The sequence below is a fragment of the Frankia tisae genome, assembly GCF_025403405.1.
Classification (GTDB): domain Bacteria; phylum Actinomycetota; class Actinomycetes; order Frankiales; family Frankiaceae; genus Frankia; species Frankia tisai.
Genome location: NZ_JANEZT010000132.1, coordinates 1 through 16,019, shown reverse-complemented (window position 1 = coordinate 16,019; position 16,019 = coordinate 1). Strand labels below are relative to the sequence as shown.

Genomic DNA, 16,019 nt, shown 5'->3' with positions numbered 1-16,019 from the left:
ACTCGCGGCGGGTGGCGGCGAGCAGCGCGCCGGGGCGGGGCAGATGGTCGCGCCAGCGAGGCCAGACGAGGAACGCCTCGGCCTCGAGGATCGCCAGGGCGATCCTCGGCAGTTCGGCCGTGGCCGGATAGCAGACGAAGCGGGGCAGCCAGGTGGGCTGGAACTTGGCGTTGAACCGGTAGAGGCTGTCGATCTGGAACCAGCGCGACAGGAACATCAGCAGGCCGCGCCAGCAGCGGACCACCGGCCCCGCGCCCAGGCGTTCGCCGCGTTCCAGGGCCGAGCGGAAGAACGCGAAGTTCAGCGAGACCCGCGCGACGCCGAGCTGCGGCGCCAGGCGCAGGGTGCTGACGATGAGGAACTCGTTGAGCCCGTTGTCGGCCGATCGGTCGCGCCGCATCGCGTCGAGGGACAGCCCGTCCCGCCCCCAGGGCACGAAGTGCAACAGCGCTCGCAGCTGCGGCTCGCCGCCAGCCAGCAGCTCCCCGCCGGCCAGCAGCTCCCCGCCGGCTGCCTCGTTCTCCCCCCGCGACTCGCCGCCGGGGGACGCCGTCTCGCCGGGCCGAGCCGCGACGCCGGTGTTCTGTCCCAGGTTCTCGTAGGCGAGGACGACGACGCAGTCCCCGTCCTCGGGGTCGCCCAGCCGGCCCAGGGCCATCGAGAAGCCGCGCTCGGTCTCGCTGCCCCGCCACGCCGCCGCCTGAGCCTTCAGCCTCGCGACGTCGCGCGGCGACAGATCGCGGACCCGACGGGCGACTGCGGTGTACCCGGCGCGTTCGACCCGCGCGACGGCCTGGCGGACGTTGCGCATCGCCCGGCCGTCCAAGGTGAAGGTGGCGGCGTCGACCACGGCCTCGTCGCCGAACTCCAGCGCGGTCAGCCCGGCGCGGGTCCATGCCGTGCCGCCGGCCTCCGAACAGCCGATCACCGCCGGGGTCCAGGCGTGGTCGGCCGCCTCGCGCAGGAACTCACCGATCGCCCCCGGCCACGCCTCCCGGTCCCCGAGCGGATCGCCGCTGGCGAGCATCACCCCGGAGATCACGCGATAGGCCACGCACGCCTTGCCGGACGGGGACCAGATCACCGATTTGTCGGAACGCAGCACGAAGTAGCCGAGCGAGTCGGCGTCGCCGTGCCGGTCGAGCAGCGTCCGCACCCGCGCCTGGTCATCCTCGGTCAGCCGGGGCTGCGGCTGCGGTGGACGCAGCGCCAGGTAGCCGGTGGTGCCGATGGTCACCATGCCCAGGGTGAGCAGCACCCGGTCGGCGAGGTCGGCGAAGCGGTCGGAGGTGAAGTGCAGCGGGCCGGGGACGCCGACGAGCCCCAGCGCGATCTGTTCGAGCTGGGCCGACCAGGCATGCGGGCCGGCGATGCGGTGCTCGCGCAGGTGCAGCAGCAGGAAGCCGATCCCGATCGACCCGGCGGTCAGCAGCACGGCAGCGCCGAGCGCCCGCCAGCGGGTCGTCGGGTCGCCCTTCGCCCGGAACTCGCCGCGGACCAGCACCAGCACGCCGAGTAGCGCGGCCGACGCCGCCGCCTCGTCGTAGTCGAGCCCCTTGGCAACGTGCAGCGCGACGCTCAGCCCGAGCAGGACAACGACCGCCCGCCACGCCCGGCGCTTGCGCCGGCGCAGACCGGCGGCAAGCAGGACCAGCAGCATGCCGACGACGACCGTGAACGCCGCGGCCTGCCGGGAGGCCGCCGCGGGCAGCAGCACCCGCAGGTCCGCCAGCCGGGACCGCCATTCCGGGGTCAGTGCGGACACCACGTCGAGCAGGCCCACAGCGAGGGTCAGCAGCGCCGCGACCCGCGGCACCCACGGCCGGCCCCACGCGGGCAGCCCCGGCCGCCACCGACGCCCGGCTCCACCCGCAGCCGGGCCGCCGCCGACGGCCCGGCCGGCGACGACGCCGCTACCGCTCCCCGCGCCGCGACCGGCTCCCGCGCCGCGACCGGTCCCGGCGGGGCGCCCGGCTCCGCCGGCATCCCGGCCCGCACGCCCCGCACGGCCCGCACCGGATCCGGGCACCGTGGTCGCCCGGGTGGTTTGACCCACGGTCCGGCCGAGCTCCGTGCCGGGCCCAACCCCACTCGAGGTACCCATGTATCGCATCGTCCCCCGAGACAGTGGCGGTGACAGCACTGGAGTCGCCGAGACGATAGGCCGCTGTTCGACGGCGTCCGCAGCGCACCGCCTGAAAGTAACCGGTCTCGCTGGAAGGCCGGCGAGTAGGGGCGGGAACGCGCAGATCGTCGGGCAGCCGTGACACCCGGATCACCCATCGTGGTCCCAATACGGCGTCGATCGCACCACTGCCGGTCAAGGTGCACGCATCGTCGCCACCCGGCACGAATCCCTGCCCGTGGCGGGCCCGCATCCCGTGATGTGCTGTCCGGCACGCCCGCCGGCGCGGGTCACGCCGCGGGAACGGGTGGCACCGTAGCGACGAGGGGAATCCGGATGATCCGGTCAGCAACCGAGCATGGGGACGGGCCGCCGTGCGCGTGATCTCGGTCGTGAACTACAAGGGCGGGGTCGGGAAGACCACGCTGGCCGCGAACATCGGCGCGCAGATCGCCGCCTGGGGGAAGCGCGTCCTCCTCATCGACCTGGATCCGCAGGCCAGCCTGACCTTCTCGTTCTACCGGCCGGAGCAGTGGCGGGCGGAACTCGCCGACAACCAGACGATCAAGCAGTGGTTCGAGGCGTGGCGGATGGACGCCCCGGTGCCGCCGCTGGCTCCCCTGGTCACCTCGCCGGCGGTGGTGAACTCCCGGATCGCGCAGGGCAGCGGCGCACTCGGCCTCATCGCCTCCCACCTGTCGCTCGGCGATGTCGAGATGAACCTTGCCGCCCGCCTCGGCGGCGCGGAGGTACACCGCTCGACGCGGCACTACTTCGACGTCTACCTGCGGCTCGCCGCAGGGTTGGCGACCCTGCCGCCGAACGCCTACGACCTGGTCCTGCTCGACTGCCCGCCGAATTTCGGCGTCATCACCCGCGCCGCGGTCGCGGCCAGCGACCAACTGCTGATCCCCGCCCGTCCGGACGAGCTGTCCACCCTCGGCATCGAACACCTGCAGGCCCGACTGCGCCGGTTCATCTGGGAATTCAACCGGATCGTCGATCTGCAGTCGGACCTGCATCCAGCGGTGAAGAAGCTGGAGCCGATCATCCTTGGCGTGGTCTTCACGATGGTGCAGTACTACTCGGGCAAGCCGATCGCGGCCCTGCGCCCCTACATCGCCCAGACCCAGCAGCTCGGACTGCCGGTCTTCGAGGCGATGGTCCGGGAGAGCAACCACCACTTCGCCGGCGCGGCTCGCACCCAGCTTCCCGTCGTCCTCTCCGACCAGGTCGCCCCCGCTCTCGCCTGGGAGCTGCACCGCCTCGTCGAGGAGTTCCTCACACGAATCAGGACACCTCACCGATGACCATCGCCCCCGAAGCCGCCCGGCTGAGCACGCTGCTCCTACGCCAGCTCGCCGATCTGGTGGCCGGCCTGAACGAGCACCAGGTCGGCGAGCTGCTGGCCGGACGGACGCGGCTGACCGTCACGGCCGCGCAGGGTGGCCGGGCGGCGAAACCCGCCGCTGAGCAGGCAACGCGGCGGCGGCCGACCCGCGCGGAAGCTGGCACGACAGCAGGAGCTGGCACGACGGCAGGAGCTGGCACCCCGACAAACACTGGCACGGCGGCAGGGGCAGCGCTGCTCACCGCGGTGGATGTCGAGGCGCTACGGACGGCGCTGCTCGGCGCGACGAGCCGGGAGGCGGCCGCCGAGCATCTGGCCGCCCTCGGTCGGGTGTCGGTGCCGCAGCTTCGGGCGCTGGCCGGCGCCCTCGGCGTGGACGGGGTGGGTGGTAAGGACCCGAAGGCGAGCGTCATCCGCAAGATCGTCGACGGGACCGTCGGCTTCCGGCTCAGCTCGCAGGCGATGCTGAGCGAGGACATCGACCTCTGAGGTCGCGCCGGACCGGTGCGGGCCCTTCGGCGGCCCGCACCGGTCCGGCGAGGTCAGCCCACGTGCGCCGGGGCGCCCTCCACGTTCACCGCGGACTCCCGCCCGGCGCGGATGAACACGAAGATCACCACTGCGGCGACCGCGATGAGGATCGCGCCCCACAGGAACGCCGTGGTGTACCCCTCGATCTGCGACTGCGCGAGGGCCGCCTTGCCGTGGCCGTGGCCGTCGAGGTAGCTGCCGACGGCGGTCGCGTAGACGGTGTTGAGCAGGGCGGTGCCCAGCGAACCACCGATCTGCTGGGTGGTGTTGACCAGGGCGCTCGCGACCCCGGCGTCGTGCGCGGCGACACCGACGAGGGCCAGGTTCGACAGCGGGACGAACGAGAAGCCCATGCCGATGCTGATGAGCAGCTCGGACGGCAGCACGTGGGCGACATAGCTGGAATCGACCCCGATGGACAACAGCAGCGCCATGCCGACCGCGGCCAACGTCGTCCCGACCCCGGCGAGCACCCGCGGGCCGATGCGCGGCAGCAGTTGGCTGGCCGTACCGGCGGAGAGGATGATCCCGGCGCTGAACGGCAGGAAGGCGAACCCGGTCTTCAGCGCGCTGTACCCCAGGGTCTGCTGGAAGTAGTAGGTCAGGAACAGGAACATCGCGAACAGGCCGGCACCGATCAGCAGCGAGGCCAGGAACGATCCGCCACGGTTGCGTTCCCAGGCGACCCGCAGCGGCAGCAACGGCGCGGCGGAGCGCGACTCGATGACGACGAACCCGGCGAGCAGTACCACCGAGCCGATGAGCAGGCCGAGGGTGCGGGGGTCGCTCCAGCCGTCCTCGGCGGCCACCGTGAAGCCGTAGACGAGGGCGACGAGCCCGGCGGTGACCGTGACCGCGCCGGGCAGGTCGTAGCGGGCATCGCCCTCCGCGCGGCTCTCCCGCACCACCGGCACCGCGAAGAACGCGGTGACGAGCGCGATCGGCACGTTTACCAGCAGGCACCACCGCCAGGAGGCGTACTCGGTGAGCAGGCCGCCGAGAATGAGCCCGATCGCCGCGCCACCACCGGAGATCGCGCCGTACACTCCGAACGCCTTGGCCCGCTCGCGGCTCTCCGTGAACGCGACGGTGATCAGCGACAGCGCGGCCGGGGCGAGCAGTGCCGCGAACGCGCCCTGCAGGGCGCGGGCGGCGAACAGCAGGGCGGCGTTCGGCGCCAGCCCGCCGAGCGCCGAGGCGAGCGCGAAGCCGAACAGCCCCCAGACGAAGGCCCGCTTGCGGCCCAGGTAGTCGGCGATACGCCCGCCGAGCAGCAGCAGACCACCGAAGGCGAGGGTGTACGCGGTGACCATCCACTGCCGATTCGCGGTGGAGATGCCCAGGTCGGCCTGGGCATGGGGCATCGCGATGTTCACGATCGAGGCGTCGAGGACGACCATGAGCTGCGCGACGGCGATGATGCTCAGCGCCAGCCACCGCCGGGGATCGGGGGCGTCGTCGGCCACGCCTACCGGGGGGTCTCCGGCCTGGCGGTCGACAGTTGTGGTCACAGAGGGGCTCCTTGCCGGAGAAGTCGAGCTGCCGGGACATCGAACGGGTAGGTGTTCCCGGGGCATGAGCAGGGGCGACCGACGCGGGGGGCTACAGACGCGGCGGAGGTGACTCAGCCTTCGTGCAGGTGTTCGAGACGATATTAGCTCAGGTGTTCGAGGCCGCCGTGGGCGGGGCCGACCGGCCGGCGAGCAGCGGAAGCACGACGTCGTCGACGATGTGGTCGGCGAACGCCCCATCCAGCGGCTCACCCGTGACGAGCAGGCGCGTGAAGATCATCGCCAGGATGACCTCGATGAGCAGCGCCGGTTCGGTCTGCGCGAGCAGGTCTCCCCGCTGCACCGCCCGCTCGAGCAGGCAGCGGCCGAGCTCCACCTTGCGTTGCAGGAGGTTGGCCTGGATCACCGCGGCCAGTCGAGGGGACTCGCTGGCCGCCCGCAGAACGCCGACGAGCAGCGCGCCCTCCGGACCAGAGACAGTATCGATCATGAGGCGGACCTCGGCGGCTATGTCGTCCCGCAGGCAGCCGGTATCCGCGGGGACGTGATCGGCGGGACCGTGGCGACGCAGCGCCTCCACGACCATCTCGTCCTTGCAGGACCACCGCCGATAGATCGTCGCCTTACTGGCCCGGGCCCGGGCCGCGACGGCGACCATGCTCATCCGGTCGTAGCCGACCTCGACGAGCAGCTCCAGCGCCGCGTCCAGGATCGCCTGCTCACGGGACTCGTCCCGCGGGCGGCCCCGACCGGCGGCGACCGGAAGCGAAATGGCCTGCCACTCCTTTCCCTCGAGTTTCCCTCGAAACGACGGCCCAGCGAACATGCTGGGGCGGACCGCAGGCCCCGCCACGGGGCCTTCGGTACCATCACAAAAAACGGTACCGCGCTGTACCGAAAAGGTCTCCCGTGGAACCGCATGGCGCCGCTCACATTCCGCCCGCGCCGCGATCTGTCCCCGAACCGGACTGGCGACCAATCACCCGAATGGGGCAGGCATGATGGCACGCGACCAGCCAGTCCCCCGGTCCGGCAGCCGCCGCCCGGCCCCGAGAGGATCGCCGACATCTACCACGTCCCGCACCGTCTCATGGCCGCGGCCACCGGCGGCCTGCTCGTCCTGGGGCTCGCCGTCGCCGCCTGCTCCCGGCACGACTCCACCCAACCGGAGACATCGGCGCCGACCAGCGGCCCCAGCCGGACGGGCGGCCCGGCCGAGGGGTCCGACGAGATCGACGGGATGTGGGTCCGCCGCGATGTGGCCTACGCACCGGTGTCACCCGCCCAGCGCCTGGACCTTTACCGGCCCGCGCCGCCGCCGGCCGCCGACGCTGCCGCCCGCGACGGGTCGGGACTGCCGGTGGTCATCACCATCCACGGCGGCGCGTTCGCACTCGGCGACAAGCGCGACGACCTGCCCGTGATCCGCGCGCTGGTCCGCGCCGGGTACGCCGTCGCCAGTCTGAACTACCGGCTGTCCGCCGAGGCCCGCTTCCCCGCCGCCGTCCAGGACGTCAAGGCCGCCGTGCGCTGGGTGCGTGCCCATGCCGCCGACCACGGCCTGGACCCGGACCGGATCGCGGCAAGCGGCGCGTCGGCGGGGGCGTACCTCGCGGTCATGCTGGGGACGACGCCGGGGGTGACGATGTACGACGACCCGGCGCTGGGGAATCCGGGCGTCTCCAGCGCCGTGCAGGCCGTCGTCGACTTCTACGGTCCGATCAACTTCGCCTCGATGGACGACCAGGTTCGCGCGAACGAGCGCTGTGCGGTGTCCGACGCCTCACACGGCCGTCCCGACTCGCCGGAGTCCCGCTTCCTCGGCCGCACGGTGGCCGCCGTGCCCCAGCTTGTCCGGGTCGCGAGCCCCCTGAACTACCTCGGCCGCGCCCCGCTACCGCCATTCCTCATCGAGCACGGCGACGCCGACTGCACCGTGCCGCACCGCCAGTCCCTCGAGCTCGCCGACGCGCTGCGGGCCGCCGGCGCACCGGCCGTCGACGTCACGATCGTGCCCGGCGCCGGCCATGGCGGCGCCTTCCCGACCGCCGAACGGATGCCCGCTGTCCTCGCCTTCCTCTCCCGCACCCTCGGTCACTGACACCGGAAACGGACCCGGAACAAGGGCCCTCCGGCCCGGTCCGACCCGGCCAACCGGCCGGCCCAGCAGCGGCGTTCGGCGCGTCGGCGCAGGTCCGCGCACGGGCATGGTAGACGGTGTCGGGGATCACAGTGGCGAGAAAGGTGACGACGATGGCGCGGACCACAGACGAACCGGACACGGCAGGCCAGTCGGGCACGGGCGGCATCGTGGTGGGGGTCGACGGTTCGCCGGGGTCGGCCGCGGCCCTGCGCTGGTCCGTCGACGAGGCGGCGCGGCGCCGGCTGCCGGTGACGGCGGTGCTGGTCTGGGACGCGATCGGGGAACCGCGTTCAGTCTTCGACGCGGCGAGCAGCGCCGACCGCGCGGGGTTGGAGCAGGCGGCGCGGCGGGTGCTCGCGGACACGGTGGCGGCGGTGCACGTCGGCGACCCGGCGGTCACGGTGACCGAACGCGTCGAGGAGGGCAGCCCCGTGCCGGAGCTGCTGCGGCTCGCGATCGGCGCGCAGCTCGTCGTCGTCGGCGAACGCGGGCACGGCGCGCTGCACCGGCTGGTGGCCGGGTCGGTCTGCCAGGGGCTCGTGCACCACGCGCCGCTGCCCGTCGTCGTCGTACGCGGCGACGACCAGCCCGGCGGGGCTGTGGGGGCGGCCGGTCCCGCGGATGCGACGGGCACGGCGGCGACGTCGGTGGACGAACGCCCGGTCGTCGTCGGCATCGACGGGTCGGACGCCTCGCTGCGGGCGCTGCGCTGGGCGGTGGCGGCCGCCGCCGCGCGCAAGACCGCCCTGCGCGCCGTGCATGCCTGGCATCTCGAGGTGCCGGCCTACCCGGGGATCTATACGGACTTCGGCTCCGCGCTCGCCGAGCAGGCGCAGCACACCCTCGACGACGCCGTGAACGCGATCATCGCCGAGCACGGCGGTGGGCTGCCCGTCCAGGTGGTCAAGGAGACCGTCGCGGACAGCGCCGCCCGGGCCCTGCTGCACGCCGCCGCGGCCGCGCAGCTGCTTGTCGTCGGCAGCCGCGGCCACGGCGGGTTCACCGAGCTGTTGTTGGGCTCGGTGAGCCACCAGTGCGTGACGCACGCCCCCTGCCCGGTGGCCGTCATTCGCTGATCGAATCCGTCGCTCACGCCCCCGGGATAGTTCTGGTACAGATATTCTCTGTACCAGAACTAATTTTTCCTACCTGGTGAGGCGCCGTGAGCCCGTTGGCCGAGATCGCCGCCATCACCGCCGTCTGCGTCCTGTCCGGCTGCCTGGGCAGCCTGCTGGGGCTCGGCGGCGGCACCTTCGTCGTCCCGATCCTGACGCTGGCCTTCGGCCTCGACATGCGGCTCGCGATCGGGGCCTCGGTGATCTCGGTGGTCGCCGGCAGCGCCGCGGCGTCGCCGCGCTACCTCGACGAGGGCTTCGCGAACCTGCGCGTCGCGGTCACCCTGGAGGTGGCGACGGTGAGCGGCGCCATCGCCGGAGCGCTGCTCGCCGGGCACCTGAGCACCCGCGCGCTGTACACGGTGTTCGGGGCCGTGCTGGCGGTCAGCGCGGTCCAGATGCTGCGCCACCGGCAGGATCGCGACGGCCTGGCCGTGCCGGACGATCCCATCGCCGACGCCCTGAGCCTGCACGGAACCGGCACCCGCGCCTCCACCGGCACCGGCACCGGCACGACGGTCCGCGACATCCGTCCCTACCGGGTGACCCGTACCGCCACCGGCCTGACGATGATGACCGCCGCCGGGGCGATCAGCGGCCTGCTCGGCATCGGCTCGGGGGCGATGAAGGTCCCGGCCATGGACCTCGCGATGCGCCTGCCGATCAAGGTGTCGACGGCGACGAGCAACCTCATGATCGGGGTGACCGGCGCCGCAAGCGCCGTCGTCTACCTGCAGCGGGGCGATGTCGTGCCGCTGCTGGCCGGCGCGGTGGCGCTCGGGACGGTCGTCGGCGCACGCATCGGGTCGCGGTTGCTGGCCGTGATGCCCGCCGAAGCGCTGCGGGCGATCTTCCTCGTCGTCCTGCTCATCGTCAGCGTCCAGATGCTGCTGCGGGGCCTCGCGTGAAGGCGGCACCGGGTGCGCCCGAGGCGGGCGCCCGTCAGGTCGCGCTGGTGCTGCGGATCGGCGGGGGTCTCGGCGCCGCCCTGGTGCTCGCCGGGCTCGCGGTCTCCTTCGCCGAGAGTGGCGGAGGCTGGCTGCACGGCTCGGGCGTCGACCCGCTCGGCGGCGACGCGACGATGCGGCTGTCCGACCTGATCGGCGGGCTGCACCACGGGCGGGCCGGCGCCATCGTCCTGCTCGGCGCGATCGTCCTGGCGGCGACGCCGGCCGCGGGCGTGGTCGCGGCCGGATGCACCTGGCTGCGGGCGCGCCGGGCGTGGCTGGCGGGCGTGGCCGTCGTCGTGCTGCTGCTGCTCGTCCTCGCCGGCATTCTCGGCGCCGCCGAGTAGTGCGATGCCGGCGGCGTCGAAAATCCGTCGACGGCGGCCCGGGGACGGGGCACCCTGAACGCCGTGACCGATGATGAGCCCGCGGTGATCCGGGGCCTGGTGCGCACCTACGATGTGGAGCGGGGCTGGGGTGTGCTCGACGCCCCGGAGGTCCCGGGCGGCTGCTGGGTCCACTACTCCATGATCGCGGCGGATGGCTTCCGGGAGCTCATCGCGGGCAGGCAGGTGACGTTCAGCTGGGAGCAGGTCGCCAATCAGGACGGCTACCGGTTCCGCGCGCTCACCGTGTGGCCCTCTGACGCGTGAGTTCGAGCCACGGCGGGACCGGTTGCGGTGCGTCTTGCCCGTGGGCAGGACTTGCTCGTCTCGTCGCAACGACTTTCGGTTCGGCTGTGTCCGCCGGTATCGCCTCATTGCCGGTGCAGGATGAACCGCGGAACCGCGGCGCTCGGCCGGACCCCGGCCCGTGGTGATTTCCTCCCAGACCGGGCCCATGCCGTCACCTCGCCGACGAGGGACACCGCGACGCCGGCGGTGCCGCACTCCCACAGGGGATCCGAGGCTTTGCTAGGGTCTTCCCCACGTCTTGAGTGTCAGCGTTCAGCCCCGGCTTGCTGGCCGGCAACCCTCCTTATGCAGCGGGGTGCCCCGGGTGGTGACGAGGCCTCGGCAACCCGCCGACGGCAAGTGCCGACCCTTCGTGGGTCCTACCAGGAGCAATGATGATGTCGATCATCTCTGTCGCGCCCCCGTCCCCCGGCCGGCAGGACCGCCGCGACCAGTCGACCGGACGCCCAGCCGGTCACCAACCCGCCGGCGACGCCGCGCCCGGCGCGCTGCTGGCGGTGCAGGGAGCTGGGCTGGGCGTGCCGCTGGTCGGCGGCGGGTGGGCCGAATACGCCAACCTCGACCACGCGGCCAGCGCGCCGTGCCTGACCGCGGTGGCCGAGCACGTAGCCCGGGTGCTGCCCTACTCGGCGAGCGTGCACCGTGGCGCCGGGTTCGCCTCCCAGGTCTGCACCACGCTCTACGAGGGCGCCCGGCGCGACGTCGCCCGCTTCGTCGGCGCCCGCGACGGCGACCTCGCCCTGTTCACCCGCAACACCACCGACGCCGTCAACCTGCTCGCCCGCTGCCTGCCCGCCGCCGGCGAGGCCGGCGAGGCCGGCGGGGTCGTGGTGTTCGACGTGGAGCATCACGCAAACCTGCTGCCCTGGCGCGCCCGCGCGGGCTACCGGTCCGTCGCCGCCCGGGCGACCCTGGCCGAGAGCCTCGCCGCGCTCGAGGCCGAGCTGAGCACCGCGCCCACGGCCCTGCTCGCGGTGACCGGCGCCTCCAACGTCACCGGGGAGACACCCCCGCTGGCCCGGCTCGCCCGGATGGCGCACCGCGCCGGCGCCCGGATCTTCGTCGACGCCGCCCAGCTCGCCCCGCACCGCCCCCTCGACATGGCCGCCGACGACCTCGACTACCTGGCGTTCTCCGGGCACAAGCTGTATGCGCCGTTCGGCGCTGGGGTGCTGGTCGGCCGGCCCGACTGGCTCGACGCCGCACCTCCCTACCTGGCCGGCGGCGGCGCCGTGCGCGAGGTGGGCATCGGCGCTGTCAGCTGGGCCACCGGCGCCGCCCGCCATGAGGCCGGTACCCCGAACCTCGCCGGCGCGACCGCGATCGCCGCCGCCTGCCGCACGCTCGCCGCTCTCCCTCCGGGCGCCTGGGAATGCCACGAGTCGAGCCTGCGCGCGCGGCTGCTGCGCGGGCTCACCGGGCTCGACGGCGTCGTGATCCACCGCATCTGGTCCGACGCCGAGGGCGACAGCGGACCGGACCACGACGGCGAACCGGGCCGCGGCCTCGGATCGGGCGCCGACAGCGCGCAGGTCGGCGGTGGTGGCGCCGGGGCGTGGCAGGACGCGGTCGGCGTCGTCGCGTTCTCGCTGCCCGGGCACGACCCGGCCCGGGTGTCGGCGTACCTGTCGGCCGAGCACGGCATCGGGGTGCGCGCCGGCCGGTTCTGCGCGCACCCGCTGCTGGACCGGCTCGGCGCGCCGGGTGGCGCGCTGCGGGCAAGCATCGGCGTGGGCACGACTGTTGACCACGTCGACCGCCTGATCACCGCCGTGGCACGGTATCTTCAGGTCGGGCCCGGCTGGGACTACGCCCTGCACGACGGGCAATGGCAGCCGACCCCCGACGATCGCCGCCTCCCGGCCTGGGCTGAGCAGTATGCCGCCCCCGCGGCCCACCACCTGCCGGCCAGCCCCTGCGGAACCTGATTCCCTGCCGCACACTCGGGTCCACCCGGGTGACGACGGCGGATGGGTCGGCGCCGTCCGCCCCACAGGGCCGGCGCACATCGCCTCGCTGTCGTACAACCACGCCGCGCACCGCGTCCGCAAGGTCGCCCGGAGCTCACCCACCTGCAGTGCGTGGGCTCCGGGCTCACCTGCCGCCGCGCTCGCCCCGAGTCACTCCTCCACCTGGAGGGCTTCCTCACCGCGAACGGCTGCGACGGGGTGTCGATGCTGTTCCTGCGCTACGACGGCCCCGACGACCTGGTCCGGGACGCACGCGCCGGCGGACAGCCACCGTGCGAGACGCGACCGGGGACGGGTGGCGGAGGCCATGAGACGACGCTAGAACCTCCACCCCCGAATGTCGAACACATGTTCGGATGCGTGACGGATGAGGCAGCCGGGCAGGCCGCAGGATCAGCCGAAGGTGTTGATCTTCGTTGGATGCACCGCGATGCTGTACCGGAGCGCGCCGGGCGGGGTGAGCTTGCGAACGTCGTCGGCCGTGCGCCCGTTGCTCCCGGCGATCTTCGCGGCCCAGGTGTAGTCCTCGTCGAGGATGACCTCGGCGGTGCCGCGGACCTCCACCGTGTGGTAGACGTTGGCGACGTCCAGCAGGAACAACGAGCACTGCGGGTTGCGCTGCAGGTTCTTCAGCTTCTGCTTGTCCGAGCTGACGGAGATGCGGAAGACGCCGTCGTCAAGCAGGTAGCCCACAGCCGTGGTCTGCGGGGCGTCGTCGGGGCCGAGGGTGGTGAGGATCGCGACCGCGGCGTTCTGGGCGAGGTCGCGGTGGGTCTCTGGGATGAGGGTCACCGGAAAATCCTACGCACACCGCGCTTCGGTCCAAACCTGGCTGCACCGCGCGATCCGCCTGTCCGTCGGGGTTCCTGGACGACGCTGATCTGATTGCCTGCGCCGGACCGGTTCCGGTGCTGTGCCTGGCCGATCGGGTGGGTCTGCCCGGGCTGGTGGCCGAGCACGTGGGCCCGCCGGCCCGAAGGGCGTCCACACCGCCTTCGCGTCCAGCGCGTAGCACCGGACACCTACCGGCCCCGCCCGCGGCGGCACCTACATCGCCAACCGGCCTTCATCAGGAACACGGCGTTCCTTCGGTGCATCCAGGCCCAGGAGCCCTTCCCGGGCCGACGACCACGCTGGAGAGGCCCAAACGGTAGGCGACGACCGGTCGCGCGTGGCAGGGCCCCACCCCGGGTGTGCCGGTGTGGTGCTACGGCTGGTCGGACCGCCCGAGCGAGCCCGGTGACGGCAGCGGGGCCCCATCGCGCCGGTCCCGCCGCAGCGGGACCGGCGCGACCAGCGCCGCTGCGGCGTGGCCGGCGCGATCGAGGAAGCCGGCCGGGCGCGACCTACTGGGCGGTGAGCCCGCCGTCGACGATCTGCTCGGTGGCGGTGACGTACGACGACTCGTCGGACGCGAGGAACAGCACGACCTGGGATACCTCGTCGGGCTCGGCCATCCGCGCAAGGGGCACCAGGGCGGCGATGCCGCCACCCTCGGCGTCGGTGGCCGCGGCCATCATCGGCGTCTTGATGTAGCCGGGGTGCACCGAGTTGACGCGGATGTTGTCCTTCCCGTACTGCGCGGCGACGTGCTTCGTCATCCCTCGGGACGCGAACTTGCTGCCGACGTAGGCGAGGTTCGGCGCGCCGATGATCGAGACGATACCCGCGACCGAGGAGACGTTGATGATCGAACCGCCTCCGGCCCTCTGCATCGCGGGGATGACCGACTTCATCCCGTAGAACTGGGAGTGCTGGTTGATCGCGCAGACCTTCAGGTACGCGTCCTCGTCGAGGTCCACCGTGGAGACGAGGGGCCCGAGGACGCCCGCGTTGTTCACCAGGACGGTGGGCGGACCGAAGGTCGCCTCGGTCTCGTCGACGACGCGGCGCCAGTCGGCGAGGGACGCCACGTCGTGGACGACGAAGTGTGCGTTCTCTCCGAGCTCGACGGCGATCTGCTTCCCGCGCTGCTCGTTCAGATCGGTCAGGACCACCTTGGCGCCCTCGGCCACGAGCCGGCGCGCGTGCGCCTCGCCCATGCCCTGCGCAGCACCGGTCACGATCGCGATCTTGCCGTTCAGCCTACCCATGTGTTCCTCTTCCTCCTCGTTGACCTGGAGTCCGAGATCGGGAGGTCGGCACGAGGTCGGCACCGAACCCAGACCAGACATTATGGTACTCGATACCGAAATTGGCTGACCAGCGATGCTACGACCGTTTCGCCCTCCGGAGCGGACGCGGACGACGGGTAGGCTCGGGAGATGGCCGGCGCGCGCAACGGACCACGCGGCGCGGGGCGGCCACGGGTCACGTCTCCCGAGGCCGTCGAGCAGGTGGCCATCCAGCTCCTGCTCCGCGAGGGCTACGCCAACGTCTCGGTCGACCAGATCGCGGCCGCGGCGGGCGTCGGCCGGACGACGTTCTTCCGCTACTTCCCCTCGAAGGCGGCCGTCGTGTGGAGCGCGTTCGACCACGCCAACCGCCGCCTCGCCGAGCTGCTGGCCCGGGCCGACGGAGCCTGCCCGCCCATGACGGCTGTGCGAGAGGCGATCGTGGGCTCCACGCGCGACGCCGTGGACACGCGCGGTGTGTGGCTGGAGCGCTTCCAGCTTCTGGACACCTCAACCGCCCTACGTGCCAGCGCCGCCGAGCACTGGGAGACGTGGCGGGCCACCGTGGCTGCGTTCATCGCGCAGCGAATCGGCGCGGCGTCCCAGGATGTCGTGCCGACCGCGATCGCCGGTGCCGTCCAGGGCACCTACATCGCCGAGCTACGAAGCTGGCTGCTCCTGACAACCACGACCGACGACCTGCTGGAGCGCTTGCGGCGCAGCCTGACCACGGTCGGCGACGTCCTCGACGCGCTGACGGCGCCCCCGCAGGGCGCGGACGGAGCGTCCAGCGCCCCGCCTTCAGGTGGCCGTTGAGGAACACCAGCCGACAGCCACGTCGTGCCCGGCTACCAGGCGTGCTCGTTGGACTTCGTGCCGGCCGTGGCCGGCAGCAGGGGCACCGCGTCGCGACCGACCAGACGGCGACATCGGCGGATGAGACGGCGCCGCAGCGGATACCCTCGGCTTCTGAGCGGTTCCGCGGGCGTCGGAGGGTGGTCCGGGTGACGATGGCCGAGCAGGTCGAGGTCCCGTTGCTGCGCGGGCTGATCGGGCGGGCGCTGCGCCGGCGCCGGCTGGCCCAGCAGCGCACCCTGCGCGACGTCGCGGCGGCGGCGCTGGTGTCGATGCCCTACCTGTCCGAGATCGAGCGGGGCCGCAAGGAGGCCTCCTCGGAGATCCTGGCGGCGATCTGCCGCGCGCTCGGCGTGCGCCTGACGGACCTGCTCGACGAGGTCCGCCTCGAACTCGCCCGCGTCGAGCCCGAGATCGCCCCCGTCGCCCCGGCCGCACCGCTCGGCGGGGTCGCCGAGCCGGTCACGGCCCGCCTCGGCGTCCCCCGCCAGACGCGGATGTCGCGCCCGTTCGAGCCCCGCGCCGCGACCGGCGGCGGCTTCGCCGCCCCGCCGGAGCTCGACTCCCCGGCGCACCAGCACGGTGTTTCCCCGAACCTGGGGGTGTCAGCGGGATTCAAGGCGGTGCTCGGCGCCGGCCGGATAGTCGTCCCGGTCGGCACG

15 protein-coding genes and 1 riboswitch are annotated in these 16,019 nt (G+C 72.9%); of the genes, 10 read left to right on the top strand and 5 right to left on the bottom strand.

All coding sequences use genetic code 11. From position 1 onward, the window contains the following. On the bottom strand, positions 1–1,816 hold a 1,816-nt coding region (locus tag NBZ85_RS14530; protein ID WP_261562063.1), incomplete at its 3' end, for a phosphatidylglycerol lysyltransferase domain-containing protein. A gap of 683 nt (positions 1,817–2,499) precedes the next feature. Here NBZ85_RS14530 and NBZ85_RS14525 point away from each other — a divergent pair. Together NBZ85_RS14525 and NBZ85_RS14520 are read left to right on the top strand one after the other, a co-directional pair. Further along, a complete protein-coding gene (locus NBZ85_RS14525; RefSeq protein WP_261554159.1) occupies positions 2,500–3,435 on the top strand; it encodes a ParA family protein in 936 nt (311 codons plus the stop codon). Beyond that, entirely contained in the window at positions 3,432–3,965 is a 534-nt protein-coding gene (locus NBZ85_RS14520; protein ID WP_261554158.1) for a hypothetical protein, read from the top strand. Before NBZ85_RS14525 ends, NBZ85_RS14520 begins: the two co-directional genes overlap by 4 nt. Positions 3,966–4,018: 53 nt before the next feature. On the opposite strand, the gene NBZ85_RS14515 is transcribed toward NBZ85_RS14520, so the two are convergent. Both NBZ85_RS14515 and NBZ85_RS14510 read right to left on the bottom strand, forming a co-directional pair. Next, a complete protein-coding gene (locus NBZ85_RS14515) occupies positions 4,019–5,518 on the bottom strand; it encodes an MFS transporter (protein WP_261554157.1) in 1,500 nt (499 codons plus the stop codon). Positions 5,519–5,666: 148 nt separating this feature from the next. After that, complete coding sequence (locus tag NBZ85_RS14510; protein WP_261562061.1) at positions 5,667–6,344, bottom strand: TetR/AcrR family transcriptional regulator; 678 nt, start codon at positions 6,342–6,344, stop codon at positions 5,667–5,669. A gap of 264 nt (positions 6,345–6,608) precedes the next feature. On the opposite strand from NBZ85_RS14510, the gene NBZ85_RS14505 reads away from it, so the two are divergent. The 6 genes from NBZ85_RS14505 (at position 6,609) to NBZ85_RS14480 (ending at position 12,346) form a co-directional block, all read left to right on the top strand. Then, positions 6,609–7,619: an alpha/beta hydrolase gene (locus NBZ85_RS14505; RefSeq protein ID WP_261554155.1), complete on the top strand. Its 1,011-nt coding sequence runs from the start codon at positions 6,609–6,611 to the stop codon at positions 7,617–7,619. 152 nt (positions 7,620–7,771) lie between these two features. Further along, on the top strand, positions 7,772–8,737 hold the full coding sequence (locus tag NBZ85_RS14500) for a universal stress protein (protein WP_261562060.1): 966 nt from the start codon (positions 7,772–7,774) through the stop codon (positions 8,735–8,737). An 86-nt stretch (positions 8,738–8,823) separates the two neighbouring features. Next, the gene (locus NBZ85_RS14495) at positions 8,824–9,684 is read left to right on the top strand and encodes a sulfite exporter TauE/SafE family protein (RefSeq protein WP_261554153.1); all 861 of its coding nucleotides are present in this window, start codon (positions 8,824–8,826) and stop codon (positions 9,682–9,684) included. Continuing rightward, positions 9,681–10,070: a DUF1634 domain-containing protein gene (locus NBZ85_RS14490; RefSeq protein WP_261554152.1), complete on the top strand. Its 390-nt coding sequence runs from the start codon at positions 9,681–9,683 to the stop codon at positions 10,068–10,070. Before NBZ85_RS14495 ends, NBZ85_RS14490 begins: the two co-directional genes overlap by 4 nt. Positions 10,071–10,133: 63 nt before the next feature. Continuing rightward, positions 10,134–10,376: a cold shock domain-containing protein gene (locus NBZ85_RS14485; RefSeq protein ID WP_261562059.1), complete on the top strand. Its 243-nt coding sequence runs from the start codon at positions 10,134–10,136 to the stop codon at positions 10,374–10,376. A gap of 276 nt (positions 10,377–10,652) precedes the next feature. Continuing rightward, positions 10,653–10,766, top strand: a riboswitch (SAM riboswitch). A 29-nt stretch (positions 10,767–10,795) separates the two neighbouring features. After that, complete coding sequence (locus NBZ85_RS14480; protein ID WP_261554150.1) at positions 10,796–12,346, top strand: aminotransferase class V-fold PLP-dependent enzyme; 1,551 nt, start codon at positions 10,796–10,798, stop codon at positions 12,344–12,346. A 435-nt stretch (positions 12,347–12,781) separates the two neighbouring features. On the opposite strand, the gene NBZ85_RS14475 is transcribed toward NBZ85_RS14480, so the two are convergent. Together NBZ85_RS14475 and NBZ85_RS14470 are read right to left on the bottom strand one after the other, a co-directional pair. Further along, positions 12,782–13,180 (bottom strand): PPOX class F420-dependent oxidoreductase, encoded by a 399-nt coding sequence (locus tag NBZ85_RS14475; protein ID WP_261554149.1) that lies wholly within the window; start codon positions 13,178–13,180, stop codon positions 12,782–12,784. Between the two features lie 554 nt (positions 13,181–13,734). Next, positions 13,735–14,481, bottom strand: a complete 747-nt coding sequence (locus NBZ85_RS14470; RefSeq protein ID WP_261554148.1) for a glucose 1-dehydrogenase — start codon at positions 14,479–14,481, stop codon at positions 13,735–13,737. Between the two features lie 171 nt (positions 14,482–14,652). Here NBZ85_RS14470 and NBZ85_RS14465 point away from each other — a divergent pair, with 171 nt between their 5' ends. Both NBZ85_RS14465 and NBZ85_RS14460 read left to right on the top strand, forming a co-directional pair. Then, positions 14,653–15,318 carry an acyl-CoA-like ligand-binding transcription factor gene (locus NBZ85_RS14465; protein ID WP_261554147.1) on the top strand — a complete coding sequence of 222 codons (666 nt, stop codon included), beginning with the start codon at positions 14,653–14,655 and terminating at the stop codon, positions 15,316–15,318. A 194-nt stretch (positions 15,319–15,512) separates the two neighbouring features. After that, on the top strand, positions 15,513–16,019 hold a 507-nt coding region (locus NBZ85_RS14460), incomplete at its 3' end, for a helix-turn-helix domain-containing protein (protein WP_261562062.1).